The 20,187-nt window shown below is 35.0% G+C and carries 21 protein-coding genes and 1 other annotated feature; of the genes, 14 read left to right on the top strand and 7 right to left on the bottom strand.

The genetic code is table 11. The annotated features are described in order from the left end of the window. Positions 1 to 233 precede the first annotated feature (233 nt). From ACIQXI_RS05865 to ACIQXI_RS05875, 3 genes are all read left to right on the top strand, one after another. The gene (locus ACIQXI_RS05865; RefSeq protein WP_402922505.1) at positions 234 to 1,307 is read left to right on the top strand and encodes a phosphotransferase enzyme family protein; all 1,074 of its coding nucleotides are present in this window, start codon (positions 234 to 236) and stop codon (positions 1,305 to 1,307) included. Positions 1,308 to 1,454: 147 nt separating this feature from the next. Further along, positions 1,455 to 2,204, top strand: coding sequence for a glycosyltransferase (locus tag ACIQXI_RS05870; RefSeq protein ID WP_402922507.1), 750 nt, complete (start codon positions 1,455 to 1,457; stop codon positions 2,202 to 2,204). Positions 2,205 to 2,333: 129 nt separating this feature from the next. Beyond that, positions 2,334 to 2,837 carry a DinB family protein gene (locus ACIQXI_RS05875; protein ID WP_402922510.1) on the top strand — a complete coding sequence of 168 codons (504 nt, stop codon included), beginning with the start codon at positions 2,334 to 2,336 and terminating at the stop codon, positions 2,835 to 2,837. Between the two features lie 68 nt (positions 2,838 to 2,905). Here ACIQXI_RS05875 and ACIQXI_RS05880 read toward each other — a convergent pair whose 3' ends face one another. Together ACIQXI_RS05880 and ACIQXI_RS05885 are read right to left on the bottom strand one after the other, a co-directional pair. Then, positions 2,906 to 3,904, bottom strand: a complete 999-nt coding sequence (locus ACIQXI_RS05880) for an NADP-dependent oxidoreductase (RefSeq protein WP_402922513.1) — start codon at positions 3,902 to 3,904, stop codon at positions 2,906 to 2,908. 15 nt (positions 3,905 to 3,919) lie between these two features. Further along, positions 3,920 to 4,279 carry an ArsR/SmtB family transcription factor gene (locus ACIQXI_RS05885; RefSeq protein WP_402922515.1) on the bottom strand — a complete coding sequence of 120 codons (360 nt, stop codon included), beginning with the start codon at positions 4,277 to 4,279 and terminating at the stop codon, positions 3,920 to 3,922. Between the two features lie 281 nt (positions 4,280 to 4,560). On the opposite strand from ACIQXI_RS05885, the gene ACIQXI_RS05890 reads away from it, so the two are divergent. Together ACIQXI_RS05890 and ACIQXI_RS05895 are read left to right on the top strand one after the other, a co-directional pair. Beyond that, complete coding sequence (locus ACIQXI_RS05890; protein WP_402922517.1) at positions 4,561 to 5,754, top strand: DUF2812 domain-containing protein; 1,194 nt, start codon at positions 4,561 to 4,563, stop codon at positions 5,752 to 5,754. A gap of 89 nt (positions 5,755 to 5,843) precedes the next feature. After that, positions 5,844 to 6,103, top strand: a binding site (T-box leader). 63 nt (positions 6,104 to 6,166) lie between these two features. Next, a complete protein-coding gene (locus tag ACIQXI_RS05895) occupies positions 6,167 to 7,387 on the top strand; it encodes an MFS transporter (protein WP_402922519.1) in 1,221 nt (406 codons plus the stop codon). A 214-nt stretch (positions 7,388 to 7,601) separates the two neighbouring features. Here the strand turns inward: ACIQXI_RS05895 and ACIQXI_RS05900 are convergent, their stop codons facing one another. Next, on the bottom strand, positions 7,602 to 8,021 hold the full coding sequence (locus tag ACIQXI_RS05900) for a hypothetical protein (RefSeq protein WP_402922521.1): 420 nt from the start codon (positions 8,019 to 8,021) through the stop codon (positions 7,602 to 7,604). Between the two features lie 305 nt (positions 8,022 to 8,326). On the opposite strand from ACIQXI_RS05900, the gene ACIQXI_RS05905 reads away from it, so the two are divergent. The 3 genes from ACIQXI_RS05905 (at position 8,327) to ACIQXI_RS05915 (ending at position 11,221) form a co-directional block, all read left to right on the top strand. Then, positions 8,327 to 8,653 (top strand): ArsR/SmtB family transcription factor, encoded by a 327-nt coding sequence (locus ACIQXI_RS05905; protein WP_402922525.1) that lies wholly within the window; start codon positions 8,327 to 8,329, stop codon positions 8,651 to 8,653. Then, positions 8,646 to 9,701 (top strand): ACR3 family arsenite efflux transporter, encoded by a 1,056-nt coding sequence (gene arsB / locus ACIQXI_RS05910; RefSeq protein WP_402922527.1) that lies wholly within the window; start codon positions 8,646 to 8,648, stop codon positions 9,699 to 9,701. The genes ACIQXI_RS05905 and arsB overlap by 8 nt, the downstream gene beginning before the upstream one ends. Before the next feature lie 164 nt (positions 9,702 to 9,865). After that, entirely contained in the window at positions 9,866 to 11,221 is a 1,356-nt protein-coding gene (locus tag ACIQXI_RS05915; RefSeq protein WP_402922529.1) for an NAD(P)-binding domain-containing protein, read from the top strand. Between the two features lie 57 nt (positions 11,222 to 11,278). Here ACIQXI_RS05915 and ACIQXI_RS05920 read toward each other — a convergent pair whose 3' ends face one another. Continuing rightward, on the bottom strand, positions 11,279 to 11,503 hold the full coding sequence (locus ACIQXI_RS05920) for a gamma-type small acid-soluble spore protein (RefSeq protein WP_402922531.1): 225 nt from the start codon (positions 11,501 to 11,503) through the stop codon (positions 11,279 to 11,281). A gap of 284 nt (positions 11,504 to 11,787) precedes the next feature. Between ACIQXI_RS05920 and adhP the strand changes: the two genes are divergently transcribed. From adhP to ACIQXI_RS05935, 3 genes are all read left to right on the top strand, one after another. Continuing rightward, positions 11,788 to 12,804: an alcohol dehydrogenase AdhP gene (gene adhP / locus ACIQXI_RS05925; protein WP_402922532.1), complete on the top strand. Its 1,017-nt coding sequence runs from the start codon at positions 11,788 to 11,790 to the stop codon at positions 12,802 to 12,804. Between the two features lie 398 nt (positions 12,805 to 13,202). Next, positions 13,203 to 13,721, top strand: coding sequence for a sigma-70 family RNA polymerase sigma factor (locus tag ACIQXI_RS05930; RefSeq protein WP_402922534.1), 519 nt, complete (start codon positions 13,203 to 13,205; stop codon positions 13,719 to 13,721). Continuing rightward, positions 13,718 to 14,731, top strand: a complete 1,014-nt coding sequence (locus tag ACIQXI_RS05935; protein ID WP_402922536.1) for a DUF4179 domain-containing protein — start codon at positions 13,718 to 13,720, stop codon at positions 14,729 to 14,731. The genes ACIQXI_RS05930 and ACIQXI_RS05935 overlap by 4 nt, the downstream gene beginning before the upstream one ends. Positions 14,732 to 14,842: 111 nt before the next feature. Here ACIQXI_RS05935 and ACIQXI_RS05940 read toward each other — a convergent pair whose 3' ends face one another. Then, positions 14,843 to 15,463, bottom strand: a complete 621-nt coding sequence (locus tag ACIQXI_RS05940) for a class I SAM-dependent methyltransferase (RefSeq protein WP_402922538.1) — start codon at positions 15,461 to 15,463, stop codon at positions 14,843 to 14,845. Positions 15,464 to 15,631: 168 nt separating this feature from the next. Here ACIQXI_RS05940 and ACIQXI_RS05945 point away from each other — a divergent pair, with 168 nt between their 5' ends. Continuing rightward, positions 15,632 to 17,431, top strand: a complete 1,800-nt coding sequence (locus tag ACIQXI_RS05945; protein WP_402922540.1) for a S9 family peptidase — start codon at positions 15,632 to 15,634, stop codon at positions 17,429 to 17,431. Between the two features lie 196 nt (positions 17,432 to 17,627). On the opposite strand, the gene ACIQXI_RS05950 is transcribed toward ACIQXI_RS05945, so the two are convergent. Further along, positions 17,628 to 17,903, bottom strand: coding sequence for a YqhV family protein (locus ACIQXI_RS05950; RefSeq protein WP_402925675.1), 276 nt, complete (start codon positions 17,901 to 17,903; stop codon positions 17,628 to 17,630). 343 nt (positions 17,904 to 18,246) lie between these two features. Here ACIQXI_RS05950 and ACIQXI_RS05955 point away from each other — a divergent pair, with 343 nt between their 5' ends. Next, positions 18,247 to 18,594 carry a hypothetical protein gene (locus ACIQXI_RS05955; RefSeq protein WP_402922542.1) on the top strand — a complete coding sequence of 116 codons (348 nt, stop codon included), beginning with the start codon at positions 18,247 to 18,249 and terminating at the stop codon, positions 18,592 to 18,594. A gap of 107 nt (positions 18,595 to 18,701) precedes the next feature. Here the strand turns inward: ACIQXI_RS05955 and ACIQXI_RS05960 are convergent, their stop codons facing one another. Next, positions 18,702 to 18,908: a hypothetical protein gene (locus tag ACIQXI_RS05960; RefSeq protein WP_402922544.1), complete on the bottom strand. Its 207-nt coding sequence runs from the start codon at positions 18,906 to 18,908 to the stop codon at positions 18,702 to 18,704. A gap of 693 nt (positions 18,909 to 19,601) precedes the next feature. Here ACIQXI_RS05960 and ACIQXI_RS05965 point away from each other — a divergent pair. Continuing rightward, the gene (locus ACIQXI_RS05965; RefSeq protein ID WP_402922546.1) at positions 19,602 to 20,168 is read left to right on the top strand and encodes a TetR/AcrR family transcriptional regulator; all 567 of its coding nucleotides are present in this window, start codon (positions 19,602 to 19,604) and stop codon (positions 20,166 to 20,168) included. Positions 20,169 to 20,187 lie beyond the last annotated feature (19 nt).

A 20,187-nucleotide genomic window follows, 5' to 3' on the forward strand; every position in this document is an offset into this window, starting at 1 on the left:
GTAAAATTATTCACTCATAAAACGAATGGAATTAAAAATACATATAATGGTTAATTTAATTCAGTTCTATCTTTTTTTGGATATATATGTTAATATAAAGTTGGGTTATGAATAGTTGAACTTAAACTTTAGATAGTATAGTTCGATGCAATGATTTGCTAATATATGCAAAAAAATGCGTATCATAATTTAAAGAATACATGTAAGCAATTTATATTGTTAGGGGGAATTGTATGGTTTATAACGAAGTTGTTCAAATCGGTGATGCATATTTACTTCCATTAATATCAGAGATATATGGATTGGAAGGTTATGAAATCAAGCCGGTTAATGCCCATACTGGAGGGCGTAATGTGGTTTATACTTGTGAAAAAGAGGGCACCAATCCAAAAATACTTCGAATTGCCTTCTTAAAAGACAGAAGTCGAGAAGATTTTCTTGGTGAAGTTGAGTATATCAGATATTTATTCGAACACGGCGGAAGTGTTTCGGATGTAGTCAACTCTCTGAAAGGTAATTTACTGGAAGAGGTCACTCATAATAATCATACCTTTTTTGTCTGTCTTTTTGAAAAGGCTAAAGGGAAAATGCTTGTAGAAAACCACTATCAGTATCGCGAAGGCGTACCTATGACGGAATATTACTATAATTGCGGTAAAGTTCTTGGGAAACTGCACCAATTGTCAAAAGGCTATACTCCCGTTCACCGCCGTTATAGTTTCTTTGATAAATATAATATTGAGTATATCAATAGTCTGATACCGGATACTTTTGCTCTGCTTAAGGAGAAGATGGTAGCGCTATTAAATACTTTAGAAGATTTGGACAAACATAGTGAAATTTTCGGTATGGTCCATTTTGATTACAATGACGGAAATTATTCAATAGATTTTAATACTGGCCAAATTACTGTCTATGATTTCGATAATTCATGTTTCTGTTGGTATATGTTTGATTTGGCAGCTTTATGGACACAAGGAGTTGGCTGGATACATTTTGAACCAGACGTTGATAAACGAAAAAAATTCATGGATGAATATTTCGAAACAGTTCTCAATGGCTATACATCCGAGACGACAATCGAAAATTCACTTTTGGATAAGTTGCCTTTATTTATCCAAGTGAATCTTATGGAAAATATTGTCGATGCCTTTGAGGTCATGCGGAACAATGGCGAAGAACTGGTATGTGATGAGGAGTTAGCTTATCTTATTAAATGCTTGGAAGACAATATTCCGTTTAAAGGCTTTTTCCATGAAATTTATTCGTGTGATGAACCGTTTGAATATGAGAAACAAAATGTTTAGTCGTTTGTCCAATAATGGCTGAAGCAAACATTCCTTGTATAAAAACTAGCCCGCAAAAGCAGAGGCTAGTTTTTTGTTTACGAGCATTTCCACATTTCCTTTTGAATATATTTTATATATATTATGTATCATGGTGGGGGAGATTGTATGAATGCTTCTGAAGATAAGAATAAAGAGGATATAAAAATTTCGGTTATCATACCCGCTCATAATGAAGAGAAGTACATTGCAAAGTGTTTAGAATCAATTGCGAAAGCTTCAACATTACTGCAAGGTAAAGTTGAAGTTATTGTTGTGTTAAATCGATGTACGGATAGGACAGAAGAAATTGCACAATCATTTAACTGTATCACATTACAAAATAACGATAAAAACCTTTCTAAAATTAGGAACGCAGGAGTTAACATCGCTAAAGGTGAAATCATTGTAACCGTAGATGCGGATACCATGATGAACGAACATGTTTTGTTAAAGGCAGACAACAACTTAACTACCGGCAAGTACATTGGTGGCGGCGTTACAGGAAAATTCGAAAGAATGTCATTCGGTATATTTGTTTCTACTTTATTATTAATTGGGCCGCTTCTCGTTAAATATGGTGCCATTTCTGTCGGTATTTTTTGGTGCTACAAAAAGGATTTTCAATCTATTAATGGCTTTAATGAAAAGATGCTAATGGCAGAAGATGCTGATTTCGCTAAACGATTAAAAGATTTTGGTAAAAAACAGGGTAAAAAATACGGGACAATTCAAAATGGGATGATTACCTCTACCCGAAAATTTGATAAACATGGAGACTGGATATTACTTAAACGACCAAAAATGCTATTGGCATATCTTAAAGGAACAGACGAAAAATATGCGGATGAAGCCTATTATGAGAATCAAGATCGGTAAATTGAGCTTAAAAATAAATATAGTTTTCTAGTCACATCATTACGAGGCGTTAATCGAAGAAGGATTAATGCTTTTTTTGTTGAAGATAGCAGAAGAAATAATGTTGCATAATGAGGAGGAGAGGGTTTAATGGTTAAAGAATTGATTATTGGCGACGTAATGCAAGAGCTAGCGTCTACACGTCGAATTTTAGAATGTTTGCCCGATGAACACATGTTATGGCGGCCACATGAAAAATCGATGACGCTTGGTGGATTGGCTACACACTTAGTCAACCTACTGAACTGGCAAATCGCGATTTTTCAGTCCCCGGATTATAATCTTGCGACAGTACCATTACGGCGTGAGGCTTTGGAAAAACGTGTCGATGTTCTAGAAGAGTTTGATGCTAACTGTAATAAGTTTACAAAGTTGCTCGCCGAATGTGACGTCCAAAAGCTCGCTGAAAAATGGACTTTGCGTCATGGTGACCATATTATCCAACAAGCACCACGAGCGGTAGCATTTCGTACCATCGGGTTAAGTCATTTAGTCCATCACCGGGCACAACTGGGGGTCTACTTGCGCCTTCTCGATATTGCAGTTCCCGGCATGTACGGCTCCTCAGCTGATGAGGAAACGATCGGGAGTTAAAAGTAAACTTTTAGTAATAAAATAAAAGCCAAAATTCCCCTTGCACTAAAAGAGAAATTTGGCTTTTTTCATCTAATTTTTACAATAACTTTCCCTTTTGCTCTTCCTAATTCCGCAAATTCCAATGCTTTTTGAGCATCTTCAAAAGGATAAACACGATCAATGATCGGTTTGATGTTACCCTCTTCAATATAGTTAGCAATGATGCGTAACTGCTCTCCACTTGGCTTCATAAATAAAAATGAATAGTGGACTTTATGCTTCTTTTCAAGTTTAGTCAGTTTATTACTAGCTATTGCAAACAACAACGTTTTAAAAAATCCAAAACCATTTTCTCTTCCAAAGCGAGCATTGGGCAATCCAGAAACAGAAACAATTTTCCCTCCACTTCTTAGCACTTTAAATGATTTTTCGAGCGTTTCACCACCAAGTGTATCAAACACAGCATCATAGTTTTTCAGTATCTCTTCAAATTTTTCGGACTTGTAATCAATGATTTTATCAGCCCCAAGAGATGTTACTAAATTCGCGCCCGCTTTACTGGCTGTTGTAGCAACTGTTGCCCCCATTAATTTAGCGAGCTGAATAGCAAATGTACCCACACCACCGGCTCCCGCTTGAATGAATATCTTTTGTTCTTTTTGTAGTTGTAAGATGTCTGTTAGTGCTTGATAGGCGGTTAATCCCACTAATGGAATCGAAGCTGCTTCTTCAAAGCTTATATTTTTTGGTTTGAAGGCGATATCATCTTCATGAATGGCGATATATTCAGCAAATGTACCGATTTTACTCTTACGAGGACGTCCGTAAATTTCGTCACCTACTTTAAACCGAGTTACTTTAGCGCCAACTTTTGCCACAACACCGGAGAAGTCATTGCCTAAAATTAACGGCATGTTATATTTAACTAATAATTTCACTTGGCCGTCACGTATTTTAAAATCGATTGGATTAATGCTAGCAGCATGGATTTCTGCTAGTACTTCATCATCACCAATTTCAGGCGTTGGCATATTTTCAAGTCGCATTGGAACTTGTCCATAGCCATCAATAATCATTGCTTTCATTGTCATTCCTCCAAATTAAGAGTGTAATTGGCTATCATTGTTATAAAAGTTTTGCATGAACTGATCTATATCCAACATAAGTGTTCTTAGTCGTCCTAATTCTGTACGTACGTTAATGTAATAAAAGTTTTTTGTGCCTTCTTTACGCATTAAAATAACGCCGGCTTCACGTAAAACCTTCAGATGATGGGACACAGCAGGTCGAGATAAATGTGTTTGTTCAGTAATTTCACCTACACGTAATCCTGTTTGGCAGTCCGTTCCCATTAAAACAAATAATATCGCTTGGCGTGTTTCATCACCAATAGCCAATAGTACTTTTTGACATTGCAGAAAATCCTCTTTGATAATATCTAGTTGCTCCCGCTTATTCATTCTGTAAAATCTCCAATCATTAGATGAATCGTTTAAGTTAATGAACCAAATCGTTGAATACAACAATAAACGATTGATATACAGCGTGCAATATTGAGAAAGCAAATCGAGACGAATGCATTGGTACATAGGGTAGGGATGAACAGCACAATGCATTTTTACTTACAATACAGTAAAGGGTATTTTTGAGAAAAAGTATAATTTGTGGTAGTGTTTTTAGGAAGGGGAATTCATATTATCTCTTAATACATACTAAACAACATATAACGAAAGGTGTTAACATGCATAAAAAGGTTCTAAAATTTCGGCCAAGACAATATTGGCGTATCGGTGAACATGAGGCTTGGTTTACTGATATGGCAGCAAAGAGACTTCATTTATCTAAGATGGGTGCCTTTGCTCATTTTATTAAAGGGGAACCGAAAGAAATAAGATACAGAATTAATGTATCCTCAAGTAAACAAATTTCACAAGACCAAATGGAACACTTTGAAAAAATGGGTTGGCAATATGTCACAAGCTATTATTATTTCCATGTATTTTCATCACCTGCTGAACGCAATGCGCCAGAGCTATTTAGCAATTTCACGGTACAAGCTCAAACATTTGATGAACTAGAAAAGAAACTAACGAAGAATGCTATTATTTTTAGTGTGACGATGATTATGATGATTTGTACGCTGCTAGCAGTTTGGTTTCTTGACGGCACACCAACCTTAGTGTTAGTTGATGGGTTAGCTATTCAACAAACGGTCTTAACTATTTTTTTCGGATATATGAACTTTACTTCACTACAAGCTGCTTTATCTATTCGAGCTTTGCGTAAAGGGCTTATGGAAGGAAAACCGATTAATCATCAAGCTTATTGGAAACAGTCTTTTCGGTTAAATAAAACGTTATCTTTGTGTTTTACTATAGTCTTTTTATTAAGTGCTTTCATTCCGTTTATTCAGCTGGCAAAAAGTGATACAAAAACTTTGCCAGTAGCAGAGATAAGCTTACCAATTGTTCGATTAGCAGATGTTGAAAATAATTCCTCTTTTACTAGAGTCGAATCATACATAAATGATAATGTTGATTGGGGAAATCGCTATACATTTAAGTGGGGTCCTTTAGCTCCTGTGCAATATGAGACAAATGAAAGTGGACGTGTTCCAGGGAAAAAGTGGGACAACCTTGGTGGTGAATATACACCAGATATACATACTTTGGTATATCAGTTGAGAGTTGCAGCGTTAAAAAAATATTTAATGCATGATTTAATCAAAAAATACAGTTATGGAGAAGATCAGACAGATTTTATTGCAATGAATCATCCACAATTAGATTATTTGCTTGTGAAAGATGAAATGATCTCTAAAGAAGTCTTAGTTGCTCATCTTCATACCGTAATGTATGTTCGTTATTATGGCGAAGCAGATTTACATACTTTAATTGATAATATTGTCGAGAAAATTTCTTTACTATCTGACTAAAATTTACTAATAACTTGTTATTTTAAAAAACAGACGAATATGGTATTGAAATTTAATTTAGAATAGTATAAAATTTACAAAAATCGATAGGAAAAGCGATGAAAAGAAGAGTAAACATACGTACTATCAAAAGAGACCTCTGGAAGCTGAAAAAGAGGGATAGGAAATGTGTTGAACCAAGTCTTGGAGCTGTGCATTGGATTTGTTTTTGGACACAATGATGATGCAACGTATTCTCACGTTAACGAGATAGAGTATCGCTGATAATTTATGATGCCGTACTCGATAAGGCTTCTACAGCAATGTAGAAATGAACTGGGGTGGCACCGCGATATAACTCGCCCTCAAGATAATATCTTGGGGGTGAGTTTTTTTATTTTGTTTTTTGATAAATAAAATAGGAGTGGTGACGATGTCCAGATGGAAATATCCTTTCATATTATTAGGGGGAATAGGCATTTCAAATATAGGTGCCTGGGTTTACCTTATCGCACTCAATTTGATACTTTTAAATGAAACAGGTTCTCCCCTTGCCATAGCTATATTGTATATTCTAGGCCCCATTGCAACAATTTGTACTAATGCTTGGGCAGGTAGTTTAATTGACCGTATTAATACAAGGCGACTGATGATGGGATTAGACATCTTTCGCGCACTGTGCATTGCTTTTATACCTTCTTTACCTTCGCTAATGTATGTTTATGTACTCGCTTTTTTTATAAATATGGCAAGTGCGATTTTTCAACCTACTTCGATGGTTTACATGACCAAATTAATACCTGAAAAAGATCGGCAACGCTTTAATGCACTCCGTAGTTTTATAAACTCTTGTGGTTCATTAATCGGCCCTGCGGTTGCTGGCATATTATTTTGGTTAGGTACCCCTAATACTGCCATCTATATCAATGCAGTAGCTTTATTTGTTTCAGCATTCATCATTATGATACTTCCAAATGTTGATGCAAGAAGCCAAAGGACAGCGGGGCGAAAACTCACGTGGGATGTAATTAAAGATGATTTTTGTGTTGTTTGGACGTTCAGTAAGAACGAAATTTATATTACAAAAATATATTTATTATTTTCTGGTACTACAATATTTATGACCGCCATCGATTCACTCGAGGCTGCCTTCGCGAAAGGCATACTTTCAATATCAGATACCCATTATGGGTTTTTGTTAACTGTCTTTGGAGCTGGAATAATTTTAGGCTCTATTATTAATTCAGTATTTTCTACACGACTTGCTGTAAATCTCTTAATAGGAGGTGGTACCATTGTCACCGCAATTGGTTATATAGTGTTTTATAGCGCGAGTGGATTTTTTAGTGCTGGGTTAGCTGTCTTTTTAATTGGATTTGCTATCACGTTTGCGAATACAGGCTATTTAACTTTTTATCAAAATCATGTGCCTGTAGAGATGATGGGGAGATTTGGCAGCATCTTTAGTGTCATTGAAGCCATTTGCATTGTGGTATTAACGATTTTAATCGGCTTAGTAGCAGAATTAACTGCAATCCGTCCTGTTGGCTTAATCGCTTCAGGTGCATTCTTCTTCCTTGGGTTACTAGCGTTGAAAGCAGTATTAGATAATAAAAAGGGAATATATTTTAAAAAAGAGGCTGTAAATAGTTAAAGAAAAGGCTTGTCAACCAGTGTTGACAAGCCTTTTTCTCATTAAAAAGAATAATAAACAGTAAACACGAACTTTATTTCGCTTTTTACTTAAAAATGTTCGTTTTCAAAACTAGGGAATGCGTTTTGCTCAGCGGCCAGACACAACTACATTGCAATAAAACACGAACATTAAAATGTTTCGATAATACGATAATTCGGTGCTAGAGGTAGCTTTATTTATTCAATTCCTTATATAAAACATATTTTAAAGCTGAAATTTCTTCTGGGGATAATTTACCTTCAATTTCGGATAATACTTCATCCTTACTAATGGAACCATTTTGCACTTGTTCCTGAATTTCAAGTAAACGAGTAACGCCCACTTTTTTTATTAATACACGTGTCGCCTCTTCCTTCGATTGGAAGGGAAGTGTATCTGGATTTGTAGTTGCTGCTTCTTTTACAATATCTTGAACAGTCGAATCATTCTCAATATAAGATTTCACTTCTTCTAATTTTTCATTATCTAAATTAGATTCCACTTTTTCGATGATTTTTTCTGAAGCGATATTAGTCCCAAAATGCCACAAAGCATAGCCAGCTACTCCGATTAAAATAAGAATTACGGCGGTAATTGTTAAAAACTTTTTCATCAACTCACTCCTAACTTTTTGAATATAGCATAACCACTTAAAAACATCGAAGAAAAGATGTTTTCTATTATTGGTTTACATAGATTTATTTACGTAAATAGAGCAAATAAGGTTTCTGCATACATAAACATAACATGGGTAGTTACAACAAACCTAATGGCAATAATTTTTTCAGATTGGATACATAATAGTTGCAAATTAACATAATATAAGAATATAGTTATATACATATATATTAACCCTTCTAATGGGTGATTTTATTTAAATAATATATAAGTAAATGATTATATAGGGGGGCCAAATAAATGGAAAACAGCCTAATTGAAAAACAATTAAAAGCAGCAGCAGATTTAAATCGCATTAAATTACTTGCATGCATGAAAAATGGAGAAGTTTGTGTATGTGATTTTGTGGATGTTCTAGGCATATCACAACCAGCAGTTAGCCAGCATTTACGAAAATTAAAGGAGGCAGGTATTATTACGGAACGAAAAGTTGGAACTTGGAAGCATTACCGTTTAGTAGAGGTTCAAACGCCACTAATGCAGGGCATTTTAGAGCAAATCCATCCTTTAAACGGATGCAATTGTAGTACAGATAGTTGCCATCTAGGGGGAAAGGATAGTGAATAATAGCTCTTTAAGCAAGCAGCTTTCTTTTCTAGACCGATATCTCACTCTTTGGATATTTGTGGCGATGGGCATAGGCATTGTCTTCAGTTTCACCATGCCCAATATTGGTGAAGCATTAGAGTCCATGTCTATTGGTACAACATCCATTCCGATCGCTATAGGGTTAATCGTGATGATGTATCCTCCATTGGCGAAAGTAAAGTATGAAGAAATGTGGCGAGTATTTAAGGATTGGAAAGTGCTTTTACTATCACTTTTTCAAAACTGGTTACTAGGACCGTTCTTCATGTTCTTTTTAGCCATCATCTTCTTGCACGATTATCCCGAATATATGGCAGGGCTCATAATGATTGGTTTAGCTCGTTGTATTGCTATGGTTATTGTTTGGAATGATTTAGCTCGTGGAGACCGTGAATATGTAGCTGGTTTAGTTGCCTTTAACTCTATTTTTCAAATCGTAACGTATTCAATTTTTGCTTACTTTTTCTTAAATGTTTTACCTGGATGGTTTGGGTTAGCAAATTTTCATGTATCCATTTCAATGTGGGAAATTACAAAGAGTGTACTTATTTACTTAGGTATTCCATTTGCTGCAGGGTTCCTCACACGCTGGATAGGGATTAGAACTAAAGGAAAACAGTGGTATAAGAAAAAGATCTTACCGAAAATTTCACCACTGACGCTAATTGCTCTGCTGTTCACGATTGTGATGATGTTTGCCTTGAAAGGTGAACAATTAGTCGAGCTACCACTTGATGTAGGACGCATTGCAATTCCTTTATTTATTTACTTTATAGTCATGTTTGCTGTTTCCTTTTTCTCTTCCCTTAAAGCAGGCGCATCATATCCTGTCACAGCAGCCCTTTCATTTACAGCTGCAAGTAACAATTTTGAGTTAGCTATTGCCGTCGCAGTTGGCGTATTCGGTCTTCATAGTGGCGTGGCATTCGCCGCTGTTATTGGTCCACTTGTAGAAGTACCTGTTCTCATAGCACTTGTTTCGGTGGCCTTACGGTGGCAGAAAAAATACTTTACAACAATTAGATAATTGGACTATTGAATGATGAATAAATAACAGTTAATCACGCTAACGTATTACCAAGAAATATTTTTGTCATATTCCTACAGGCAAATGAGTTTACTTATAATTACATCTTATGAGAATTATATAAGTGAATGCTTATATAAAATTTATTAAAGAGGAGATTAATAATGATTACACTAAAACCAATAAACCAACAAGGATCTTGTTGTACCTCAACTAAGGACATTGAAGTACCGCAGGCTGCTCAAAATAACAACGATCAATTACCAATTGTAATTATTGGTGCAGGTCCCATTGGCTTAGCTGCAGCTGCTCATTTAGTCGAACAAAAGCAAGCCTTTATTTTACTTGAGGCTGGACGAGAAATAGCACATAACATTCGTCATTGGGGTCATGTGACGCTATTTTCACCGTGGCGCTATAACATCAATAAGGCAGCAAAGTCTTTACTAGATGCCACTGATTGGCAAGAACCTAATTTAGAGGCGTTACCAACTGGACATGAATTCATTGATTTGTATTTAAAACCTTTATCCGAACTTGAACAAATTAAAGTAAACTTACAGTTAAATACAAAAGTTGTAGGAATAGCACGACAATTGAATGATAAGATGAAGACGAAAAATCGACGAGCACAGGCCTTGACTGTTTATGTAGAACAAGAAAATGATATTCGTGAAATCGAGGCAAGAGCCGTTATTGACGCAACAGGAACGTGGGGCAATCCAAACCCAGCAAATACTACAGGCGTCTGGTTGCAAACTGAAAAAGCGTTAGCAAATTCTATAACGTATGGCATTCCAGATATTCATACAACTTGTGAAAAATATGCCAATAAAAAAATTGCTGTAATTGGAGGTGGCCACTCAGCGATTAATACGTTACTAGCACTTGCAGAACTACAACAAGAGCACCCATTAACAAAGCTGGTTTGGATATTGCGAAAAAATTCTGTAGAAGAAGCCTATGGTGGCGAAGAAAAAGATGCATTGGCAGCCCGTGGTGCACTCGGAGCACGTATTCATGAATTAGTGGATACTGGTAAAGTGGAAGTAATAACACCATTCTATATTTTACAATTACTAAAAGAGCAAAACATTAATATTGTCGGTACTATAAACGGAGAACGGCAAGTGTTAACAGGTTTTGATCAACTGATTGTAAATGCAGGCAATCGTCCTGACTTTACAATCAACAGTGAACTGCGTCTTGCCATTGATCCAGCCACAGAAAGTGTGCAAGCATTGGCACCACTTATTGACCCAAATGAACATAGTTGTGGAACCGTTAGAGCCCACGGGGAAGAAATACTTAGACAACCGGAAGATAATTTTTATATTGTCGGTGCCAAAAGCTACGGCCGCGCACCAACATTTTTAATGGCAACCGGCTATGAACAAGTACGTTCAATAACAGCTTATTTATCTGGTAATGTCGAAGCGTCAAAGCGTGTAGAATTGGATTTACCAGAAACCGGTGTATGTAGTATTAATCATGTCAATCAAGCAAATACATGCTGTTAAACACTGTTTACAGGAATATAAAAACCGGCATATAAAATGCCGGTTTTTTTAGCTTACTTATTTTGAAGTGTTTTCGTTTCCATAATTACCTGAAGCCATTTTTTTGTTCGCTTCAGCTTTTTGGTTTTGTTGTTTTACATGATTCACATCTGTTTCAGTACCAAATTCTACATCCATTGATTTCATGGAGTTTGCTGCGCCAGAAGCATACTGTTTGTTCGCTTCAGCTTTTTGGTTTTGTTGTTTTACATGATTCACATCTGTTTTATAATTGTTAGCCATTGAATATCACCTCCTGCAAAATAGTTTGTACAGAAGGTGATATAATATCCTTTATTTTTTTTAGTAAAGGTTAACAAATCTGTGTCAGACGATTATAGACAGAAAATTTCATTTTTATAAGAATGTAGTTATTTTTTAGTTAACAAGCCTTATTTTTTATGAATTTATTTAAACATATTGTAATCATTTTAAATCCTTTATAAAATGGAAGCGAATTCACATTTAAGTGCATGCACGCTTATTAATTAAAATGAATTTCTTACATTTAAGGAGGCATATTAATTATGAAAGCAGCAGTCGTAACGAAAGACAAAAGAGTCAGTGTAGAAGAAAAACAACTTCGACCAATCAAATACGGGGAAGCATTAGTACAAACTGAATTTTGTGGTGTTTGTCATACAGACTTACACGTGAAAAATGCTGATTTCGGTGATGTCACTGGCATTGTATTAGGACACGAAGGTATAGGTAAAGTAATTGAAATTGCTGATGGTGTGACTTCTTTAAAAGTCGGAGACCGTGTATCCATTGCTTGGATGTACGAAAGCTGCGGACATTGTGAATATTGTACAACTGGACGTGAAACATTATGTCGTGACGTCAAAAATGCAGGCTATACAGTAGATGGGGCGATGGCTGAACAAGTAATCGTATCAGCAGATTATGCTGTGAAAGTACCTGATAATTTAGATCCTGCAGCCGCTTCATCTGTAACTTGTGCAGGTGTGACAACTTATAAAGCTGTAAAAGTGTCAAATATTCGCCCTGGTCAATGGATTGGAATTTTTGGCATAGGTGGGCTAGGTAACTTAGCTGTGCAATACGCGAAAAATGTCTATGGCGCAAAAGTAGTGGCATTTGATATCAGTGATGAAAAGCTAGCTTTTGCGAAAGAAGTAGGTGCAGACGTTGTGGTTAACTTATTAAATGAAGACCCTGTGGCAAAGGCGAAAGAGCTGACAGATGGTAAAGGTTTAGATGCTACAGTCATTACAGCCGTAGCTAAAACACCGTTTAACCAAGCAATTGATGTTGTAAAAGCTGGCGCACGGGTAGTAGCAGTTGGTTTACCTGTAGATAGCATGGATTTAAATATCCCTCGTTTAGTTTTAGATGGAATCCAAGTAATTGGCACATTAGTAGGTACACGCCAAGACTTACAAGAGGCATTCCAATTTGCTGCCGAAGGTAAAGTTGTACCGAAAGTGGCATTACGTAAAATCGAAGAGATTAACGACATCATGGAAGAAATGGAACAAGGTAAAATTACTGGCCGCATGGTAATCGACTTTACAAACTAATTGAGTTAGAAATTAAGTCCAATCATAATCTTATATAAATTCAAGGCACTTCCGATTCAGTTTCAGCATCGAGGAGGTGCCTTTTTTGTGCTTTTTGTTGATATATTTAAATTTATAAATTGCAATATACAGGGAACAGCAGTATGTAATGGAACATAATATCGACTATATCCTATAAGCACGGACGAAGGGATACAACCTCAATCCAAGTATCATATTGTTTTGCTTACTCTAAGAAAAATGCAACACAACATCTACTCTAGAATTACTATTAATAGTGCATCCCATTTGAAATAAGAACCACGTTAAAATAGAGTGATGAAATTATTTACATTCTATGCAACTAATTGCTATTCAAAATGCTCTAACGGTATGAGAAGGAAGAAGAGGTGTTAAAAATGGAATATGCATTTCTAGTATCAAAAGCGCAGAAAGGGGATGGGGAGGCTTTTATTCAGTTAATAAAGCATTACGAATTAATTCTTTATCGTACTGCAAAGACATTTGGTTTAAAAGATGAAGATATAGCAGATATATTACAAGAGACTGTATTAACCGCGTTTGAAAAAATATCTACTTTAAAAAAGGCTCAATTTTTTAATACGTGGATTTGCCGCATCTTATTAAACAACTGTTATCGTTTTATGAGACAGAATAAGAAGATTGTAACACTTGATTCAGAAACATTAAACGAACTAGCTCATCATGATAATTTACCAATAGAGTTAGAAGATGCATTAAATAGCTTAGAAGATAATTATCGTATTGCCTTAACACTTTATTATGTAAACGGATTAACGACTAAGGAAATAAGTGAATTGCTAGATGAACCAGAAGGTACAATAAAATCAAGACTTTCAAGGGCAAAGCAATATTTGAAAAATGACTATTATCTGGAGGGGACGCAACTGCTATGAAAAACAGTATTGAGGAATGTTTAAAGCGAGATATGAATAAAGAACAAGAGTTACCACAAACAGTTCGAATAGCATTGGATCAAACCTATGAACAGCTTCTCCAACAATCAAAGAAAAAACCTAAAAAACAATGGCTTACGACTATTGCAGTAGCAATGGCAACAATTATACTAGCTTCTGTTGTAATGTTTAAAAATGATACAGTTCTAGCGAAATTACAAGCCTTTTTCGGATTAAATGATCCTGGGATAGAGATAGCGAGTGATCATGGTGATGTAGAGAATGTGGCACAATCACAGCAATCAGAAGATATCACCATTTCACTGGAACACTTTTTTACAGATGCGTATCGATACGCCATGCAGCTAAAAATCGAATCGGATGATATACAACTGGACGACTTGTACGATATGAACGTAGAATATCGCCTTTATAACGAAAATGGTGAAGAAATCGATGCTTTTGTATCCGATAGGAAACCAAAAACAGCATCTGGAATTTTTAGTAGTGGCACGTTTAAATTGAGTAATGTAAATAAATATACTGCAACTTTAGAAATGCTGATAGAGTCTAGTGTAAAAGCTATTCCTCCTTTAGAGGGTGCGAAAATAGTCATTGAAACGGTCAATTTTTCAAGCAAACAAAAAGGTATCATTTCTGTGGACGGAGAATGGGCATTTGATTTAAAATCGGCGACAGTCGAATCTAAAGTTTTTGTTGCGGAAAATGAAGTTCCAGGACTTGAGTTACAGCAAGCTACGTTAACAAACGGTTCGATGCATATCTCCTTACTAATCAACCGTAGTATAGACGATGAAAACTTCATCATGGATATAGCACTTTTAACCGACAAAAATGAAGCATTCTATGCAAATGCTGCAAATGTTGAACATAAGAGCGATTATACTATTGTAAATTTAGTATTTCCTTATAGTGTATGGAATGAACAAAAGACTCTTTTATTATCTGTAAATGGTTATAAAAAAATTAACTTATTGAAAAAAGAATAAAAGGATATTTTTCATCAAGTGAAGACTTTTAATTAACTACAAATAAGAAATATCTTACTACCAAAATAGGCATTTCGCTATAAAAGCATCATGCCTATTTTCAAACGTTTTTTAATAAAGTTTTATTATTTCAATACTTCTATACATACCACTTAACATGATTGGTTCATCCTTTATAATTTTAAGCCTTTGATTATTTTTATTAAACAATTCCTCAAAGTTTCGACCAATATCAGTACCTAAAAGGCTAATAATGGGCCTTAACATTTTTTGGGCGAGTGGTTTTTTTTGATTATTTGACGCAAATTTATCAAAGACTAGCATGCTTCCATTTTTCTTTAATACTCTTATCATCTCTCCAAAGCATTTATTTTCATCCGGTACAACAGAGAGAATTAAACTCGCTACAATATAGTCAAATGATTCATCCTCAAAAGTCATTTTTTGAGCATCCATTTCTAAAAAGGTGATTGTAGAGTGTTCGAATTTCCTTTTAGCTTTATGTAACATTTCCGGAGAATAATCAATTGCAGTAATATCATAATCCTTATAGTTGATTAATTCTAAATCTGCTCCGGTTCCAATACCTACATATAAGATTTTTTGTTGACTGTGAAAAGGAACTTCTTGAAATATTCTTTTTCTAGCCTTTAAAAAAATACCTGTATTAAATAAATTATCATAGAACGAAGAGCCAATTTTATATATAATCTTATTCCATTTATTATTCAATGCGCCACTCCACCTTTCTATCTACTACTTAAATTTATTTAAGTAAAACAGTGCCCTAATTGATTTTCGCAATTTTAATGTTCATTTATTATACATCATAGTTCAAAAATGGTATTTTATAAATAGTTAGACTTTTTGCTCAATTATAAAAAGTAAGGAGTGTTAATGATGATTTCTTTTTCTAAACCAAATGTAGAACAGTTTTTGCGAACATTTTCGATTGGTAATTTTGCGGTTAGTCCTGATGAAAAACAGCTAGTTTTCAGTACAAATTTAAGTGGAAAGTATAATTTATGGGCCATGAATTTGCCAAATACGTTCCCGACGCCACTTACTTTTATTGACCAGAGCTGTCAAGGCCTGCTATATGATAAACAAGGAAGGTTCATCATTGCCGGTTTTGACCAAAATGGAAATGAAAATACGCAATTTTATGGAATACCACTTCAAGGTGGAACAATGAAAGAAATTATTTATGAAGAAGGCACTCGCAATTCTATGCCCATCTTATCTGAAGATGGGAACAAGCTTTATTATACGTCTTCGAAAGGCAATCCAACGTACTTAAATGCATATGTTTATGATCTGGTGACAGGTGAGGAAGAAACCGTTCTAGAGGGGAAAGATGCACCTACTTTTTTACTCGATTTTAGCCCAAGTGAAGAGGTTGCGCTCTACTATAAACATTTCTCAAATACGTATACACTACTATATGCTAAACGTGGTGAGGACCATATTCTCCTGACACCGCCAACCGATCAGCAGCATACGGTTAGTGATGCAGTGTTTATATCCGATGAACTCATCTATTTATTAACGAATTACGATGCTGATTTTACGTATTTGGCTTCCTATAATTTAAAGACAAATGAGTTTGTAAAATTAAAAGATTTGGAGAATGAGAGCTTTACAGCAGTAAAATATAGCAAAGAAAAGCAATGCCTGTATATCATCAGTGAAAAAGGGGTAGAAGACCATTTATACAAGTATGATCTACCATCGAATAACTGGGAAGAACTAGAATCCCCATGCAGTATCATTGAAAAGCTTATTGTTGCAAAATCTGGTAATTTATATTTATTAGGAAGAAGTGCTACGAAGCCGCATAATATTTATCAATTGCAGGGAAATGAATGGATATCTTTAACGGAATACACCGTTCCAGGTGTAGATCAAAGCGAATTAGTGGAACCAGAGGTGATTACTTATTCTTCCTATGATGGACTTGAAATAGAGTCATTATTTTTCAAAGCGAAAAAGGAAAATGATAATGGAGAAATTATTTTTTGGCCGCATGGTGGTCCGCAAGCTGCAGAGCGGAAATTTTTTAGAGCTTCCTTCCAATTCTTTTTAAATAATGGCTATAGCATCTTTGCGCCTAATTTCCGTGGTTCAACCGGCTATGGACTGGCTTTCACAAAGATGGTTGAAGGAGATTGGGGACATGGTCCGCGCCTAGATAATGTAGCTGGTCTCGACTGGCTTATTGATAATAACTACGCGGAAAAAGGCAACATTCTATTAATGGGTGGAAGTTATGGTGGATATATGGCCTTATTGCTTCATGGTCGACATGCTGATTATTTTAAAGCCGTAGTGGATATATTCGGTCCATCTGATTTGTTCTCATTTATCAACTCGGTTCCTGAGGACTGGAAGCCAATTATGGACAGGTGGGTAGGAAACCCTGTAAGAGACAAGCAAAAACTAATTGAATACTCACCAATTACGTATCTAGAAAACATGGTAAAACCAATGCTAGTTATTCAAGGAGCAAATGACCCTCGGGTTGTAAAAGAGGAATCTGATCAAATCGTACAAGCTTTAAAAGATAAAGGTCGGGAAGTCGAGTACATGCTTCTTGAAGACGAAGGACATGGTTTCTCTAAAAAAGAAAATGAAATTGCTGTTTATCAAAAAATCCTGTCATTTTTAAATCAATTCGTTGAATCTAAAGTAAAAGTTTAATGATATGATTAAAAAATAACAAAGAGCATTATTCTCTTCAATGTAAATGAGACGAGGTTCTATTATTGTAGAACCTCGCCTCATTTTTGTATTTTACAGCCATTGGTATACTGATATGTACGATGTAATAGAGCAGTCATTTGATTTTAAGAAATTGGTCTAAAAATAATGGGTATACTTCAATTCATCTTTATTTTTACTTAATATGTGAGCTAATAAGAATAAGTGTCACTCCTGTAAATAAGCAAATGATTCTTGTCACAGGAATTTTATCAGCTAGTCCAAATAATGCTACCGCAGTCGTAACAATTAATACTGTTGGACCAACTAATGCAAGCATGGTATTAATATAGAAAGCTTTTTCTAAACTATTTAGCTTTAGCATTAACAATCCAGCACTGACTTCAATACTGCCAGACAATACACGTAATATAACCATGGCAAGAAGAGATTTATCAATTATTGTCATCATCCTATCTATTTTCACTAATATTATAATCCCATTATATTCAAAACAATATATGTAAGCTTCATATCAAATATGCCTTGAAATAGTCAGGAGAATTGATGCCGTTGAATTAGATCTAACTGATTTTCTAATGCAACATTACATTAATAGTTATTCTTGTTGCGCTGTGAGAGCAATTGAGTTGGGTTACGGTACGTGTAAATGAATCTCGATGCGTATAAAAGCATTATTTTTATTATCAAGATAAGGCGCCACTGGAAATAAATGGTTAAGGATAAGAACAAACTCGATTGGATAAAATATTTGTGAACTTAAAAATTCAAATTACAGAGTGGGAGGATGGAATATGTCATCTGATATGGGAGAAATACCTCGTACTGGCCGAGACATTAACGACGAAATTGTCCATTTTGGTGGGCAAGCTGAAAGTGTTTTTAGTTCTTTAGCTGAACAAGCGCGCCTTTCTATACAAAAGAAAGCAGACGACCTAGCTGCACAGTATCTTGATAGTAATCCTAACCCAGACTATTATGATTGTGTTGATATAGTAGCAGAGGGAGTTTTGACAGCTGGGAACGAAATAAAGGCTAGCAGTGGTGCATGGGGAGATTCCGTAGATGCAGCTCTTGAGGCTGGTGTTGGGACTTCCGTAGCAAAACTAGCTTGTAAACGAATAGCAATGCCTAAACAGTAAGTGTCAAAAGAGTAGGCGTAACAAGGATCAGTGTCTACATTATATAAAAATAAAAACAAGCAGACCTAGAAATTGGATGCTTGTTTTTTGGATATTTTTAAAAAACACTAACTTAACAAATTATGAATGTAATCTTCAATAGCATTCATGTCTTCTTTTTTTAGATTACTATGGGGTTGTGGGTGAAACCATTGAACTTCTTCATTGTAATAGAGTCCTCGATAATCATTTCCATCAATATTTATTATAAATTGCAAACGCTCATGAGGATGACCTTCTAATAATGGTTTAATTACCTCAAAATTTTGCAACATAACGAAATCCTCCTTTCTTTATTTTAGTATTCCCTGAATTACGTTGCCTATGTCCTTATATAATCAGCCCAGTAATGTGCAAACGATTAGAATTTCTGGGGATAAAGCAAAAAGATGTATTCTATATTATTTAGTTAAAACAGAACATGGCTACAAATAGTTATTTGTAAAAGTCGCATTTCTTTGTTATCGGATATTAAGATTGAAACGAAGAGAAAAGATGTCCAAAAATGCTGCATGTAGCCGACCATATAATTGCAAAGATAATGTATTATGGGTAGCGCCAAATAATTTTAGTTACATAATATAAATACCTTGGTCACAACTTTCTAATTATCGGATGGTTCCTTAATATTGATAATAAGCATTTTTAAAAAAAGAGTTGATTATGATCTTACAGAATCTTTTAGAAGACAGAAGTGAAGCCAAGTTCACTTGGTATTAAACATTGCTAATGAAATATTTAAAACATACGAAGAATAGGGTATTAAATGCTTTAAAGATTCTAGAAACATTAGTTGTACCTACTCAATCGAGTGGGTTATTTTTTGTAATTCTATACAATAAATCTTTATGTGAAGTAAAATCAATTAAAGTATAACTTTTTTAATCAATTTTTTATTAAACTAACAAAAACACTTGCAACATCTTCTTTAGTACTATACAGTACTAATTATGACAAAAGGAAAATTAATGAATCAAAAACGTGTGATTGAAGTAGCTGCAACATTATTTTTAGAAAAAGGGTTTGCTTATACGAGCATGGATGAATTAGTTCGTGTAAGCAAAGTTTCAAAGTCTAATGTGTATTATCACTTTTCTAATAAGGAAGAATTGTTGGATGGCGTCGTCGATTATTGGATTGCAATGTATCAAGCTGCAATTGATGACTTACTATCTCAAAACCAATTATTAGTTGAAGATCGTATCCAACTTTTTTTAAAGCAATTATCACAAGGAGTACAGACGAGAGAATATAAGGGGGGCTGTCCATTTATTACGCTTTATATTCAAAGTCCCGCAAATGCCTCAAAAGTAAAAGAAAAAATAGGTCTTTTTTTTGTAGGATTACAAACAAAAGTTTCTCTATTACTTAAACAAGGGGTAGAGAATGGTGAATTTAAAAAGACAATTAATATTGACGAGGTTGCATCTCTTTTTATTACAAATCTTGAAGGAGCGCTATTTATTTCAGAAACACTGAAGGATGCAACTGTAATCATGAAAACAGCAGATCATTTGTTTAACTTGCTTCGATAAAAGAAGCATTTTTTTTACA

Origin of the sequence: Lysinibacillus sp. NPDC097195 (assembly GCF_044762075.1) — a bacterium.
Lineage (GTDB): Bacteria > Bacillota > Bacilli > Bacillales_A > Planococcaceae > Lysinibacillus.

Bases quoted from the DNA above. Each gene is read 5' to 3' on its own strand.
- ACIQXI_RS05865 (WP_402922505.1), top strand. From the start codon at position 234: ATGGTTTATAACGAAGTTGTTCAAATCGGTGATGCATATTTACTTCCA.
- ACIQXI_RS05870 (WP_402922507.1), top strand. From the start codon at position 1,455: ATGAATGCTTCTGAAGATAAGAATAAAGAGGATATAAAAATTTCGGTT.
- ACIQXI_RS05875 (WP_402922510.1), top strand. From the start codon at position 2,334: ATGGTTAAAGAATTGATTATTGGCGACGTAATGCAAGAGCTAGCGTCT.
- ACIQXI_RS05880 (WP_402922513.1), bottom strand. From the start codon at position 3,904: ATGAAAGCAATGATTATTGATGGCTATGGACAAGTTCCAATGCGACTT.
- ACIQXI_RS05885 (WP_402922515.1), bottom strand. From the start codon at position 4,279: ATGAATAAGCGGGAGCAACTAGATATTATCAAAGAGGATTTTCTGCAA.
- ACIQXI_RS05890 (WP_402922517.1), top strand. From the start codon at position 4,561: ATGCATAAAAAGGTTCTAAAATTTCGGCCAAGACAATATTGGCGTATC.
- ACIQXI_RS05895 (WP_402922519.1), top strand. From the start codon at position 6,167: ATGTCCAGATGGAAATATCCTTTCATATTATTAGGGGGAATAGGCATT.
- ACIQXI_RS05900 (WP_402922521.1), bottom strand. From the start codon at position 8,021: ATGAAAAAGTTTTTAACAATTACCGCCGTAATTCTTATTTTAATCGGA.
- ACIQXI_RS05905 (WP_402922525.1), top strand. From the start codon at position 8,327: ATGGAAAACAGCCTAATTGAAAAACAATTAAAAGCAGCAGCAGATTTA.
- ACIQXI_RS05915 (WP_402922529.1), top strand. From the start codon at position 9,866: ATGATTACACTAAAACCAATAAACCAACAAGGATCTTGTTGTACCTCA.
- ACIQXI_RS05920 (WP_402922531.1), bottom strand. From the start codon at position 11,503: ATGGCTAACAATTATAAAACAGATGTGAATCATGTAAAACAACAAAAC.
- adhP (WP_402922532.1), top strand. From the start codon at position 11,788: ATGAAAGCAGCAGTCGTAACGAAAGACAAAAGAGTCAGTGTAGAAGAA.
- ACIQXI_RS05930 (WP_402922534.1), top strand. From the start codon at position 13,203: ATGGAATATGCATTTCTAGTATCAAAAGCGCAGAAAGGGGATGGGGAG.
- ACIQXI_RS05935 (WP_402922536.1), top strand. From the start codon at position 13,718: ATGAAAAACAGTATTGAGGAATGTTTAAAGCGAGATATGAATAAAGAA.
- ACIQXI_RS05945 (WP_402922540.1), top strand. From the start codon at position 15,632: ATGATTTCTTTTTCTAAACCAAATGTAGAACAGTTTTTGCGAACATTT.
- ACIQXI_RS05950 (WP_402925675.1), bottom strand. From the start codon at position 17,903: ATGATGACAATAATTGATAAATCTCTTCTTGCCATGGTTATATTACGT.
- ACIQXI_RS05955 (WP_402922542.1), top strand. From the start codon at position 18,247: ATGTCATCTGATATGGGAGAAATACCTCGTACTGGCCGAGACATTAAC.
- ACIQXI_RS05960 (WP_402922544.1), bottom strand. From the start codon at position 18,908: ATGTTGCAAAATTTTGAGGTAATTAAACCATTATTAGAAGGTCATCCT.
- ACIQXI_RS05965 (WP_402922546.1), top strand. From the start codon at position 19,602: ATGAATCAAAAACGTGTGATTGAAGTAGCTGCAACATTATTTTTAGAA.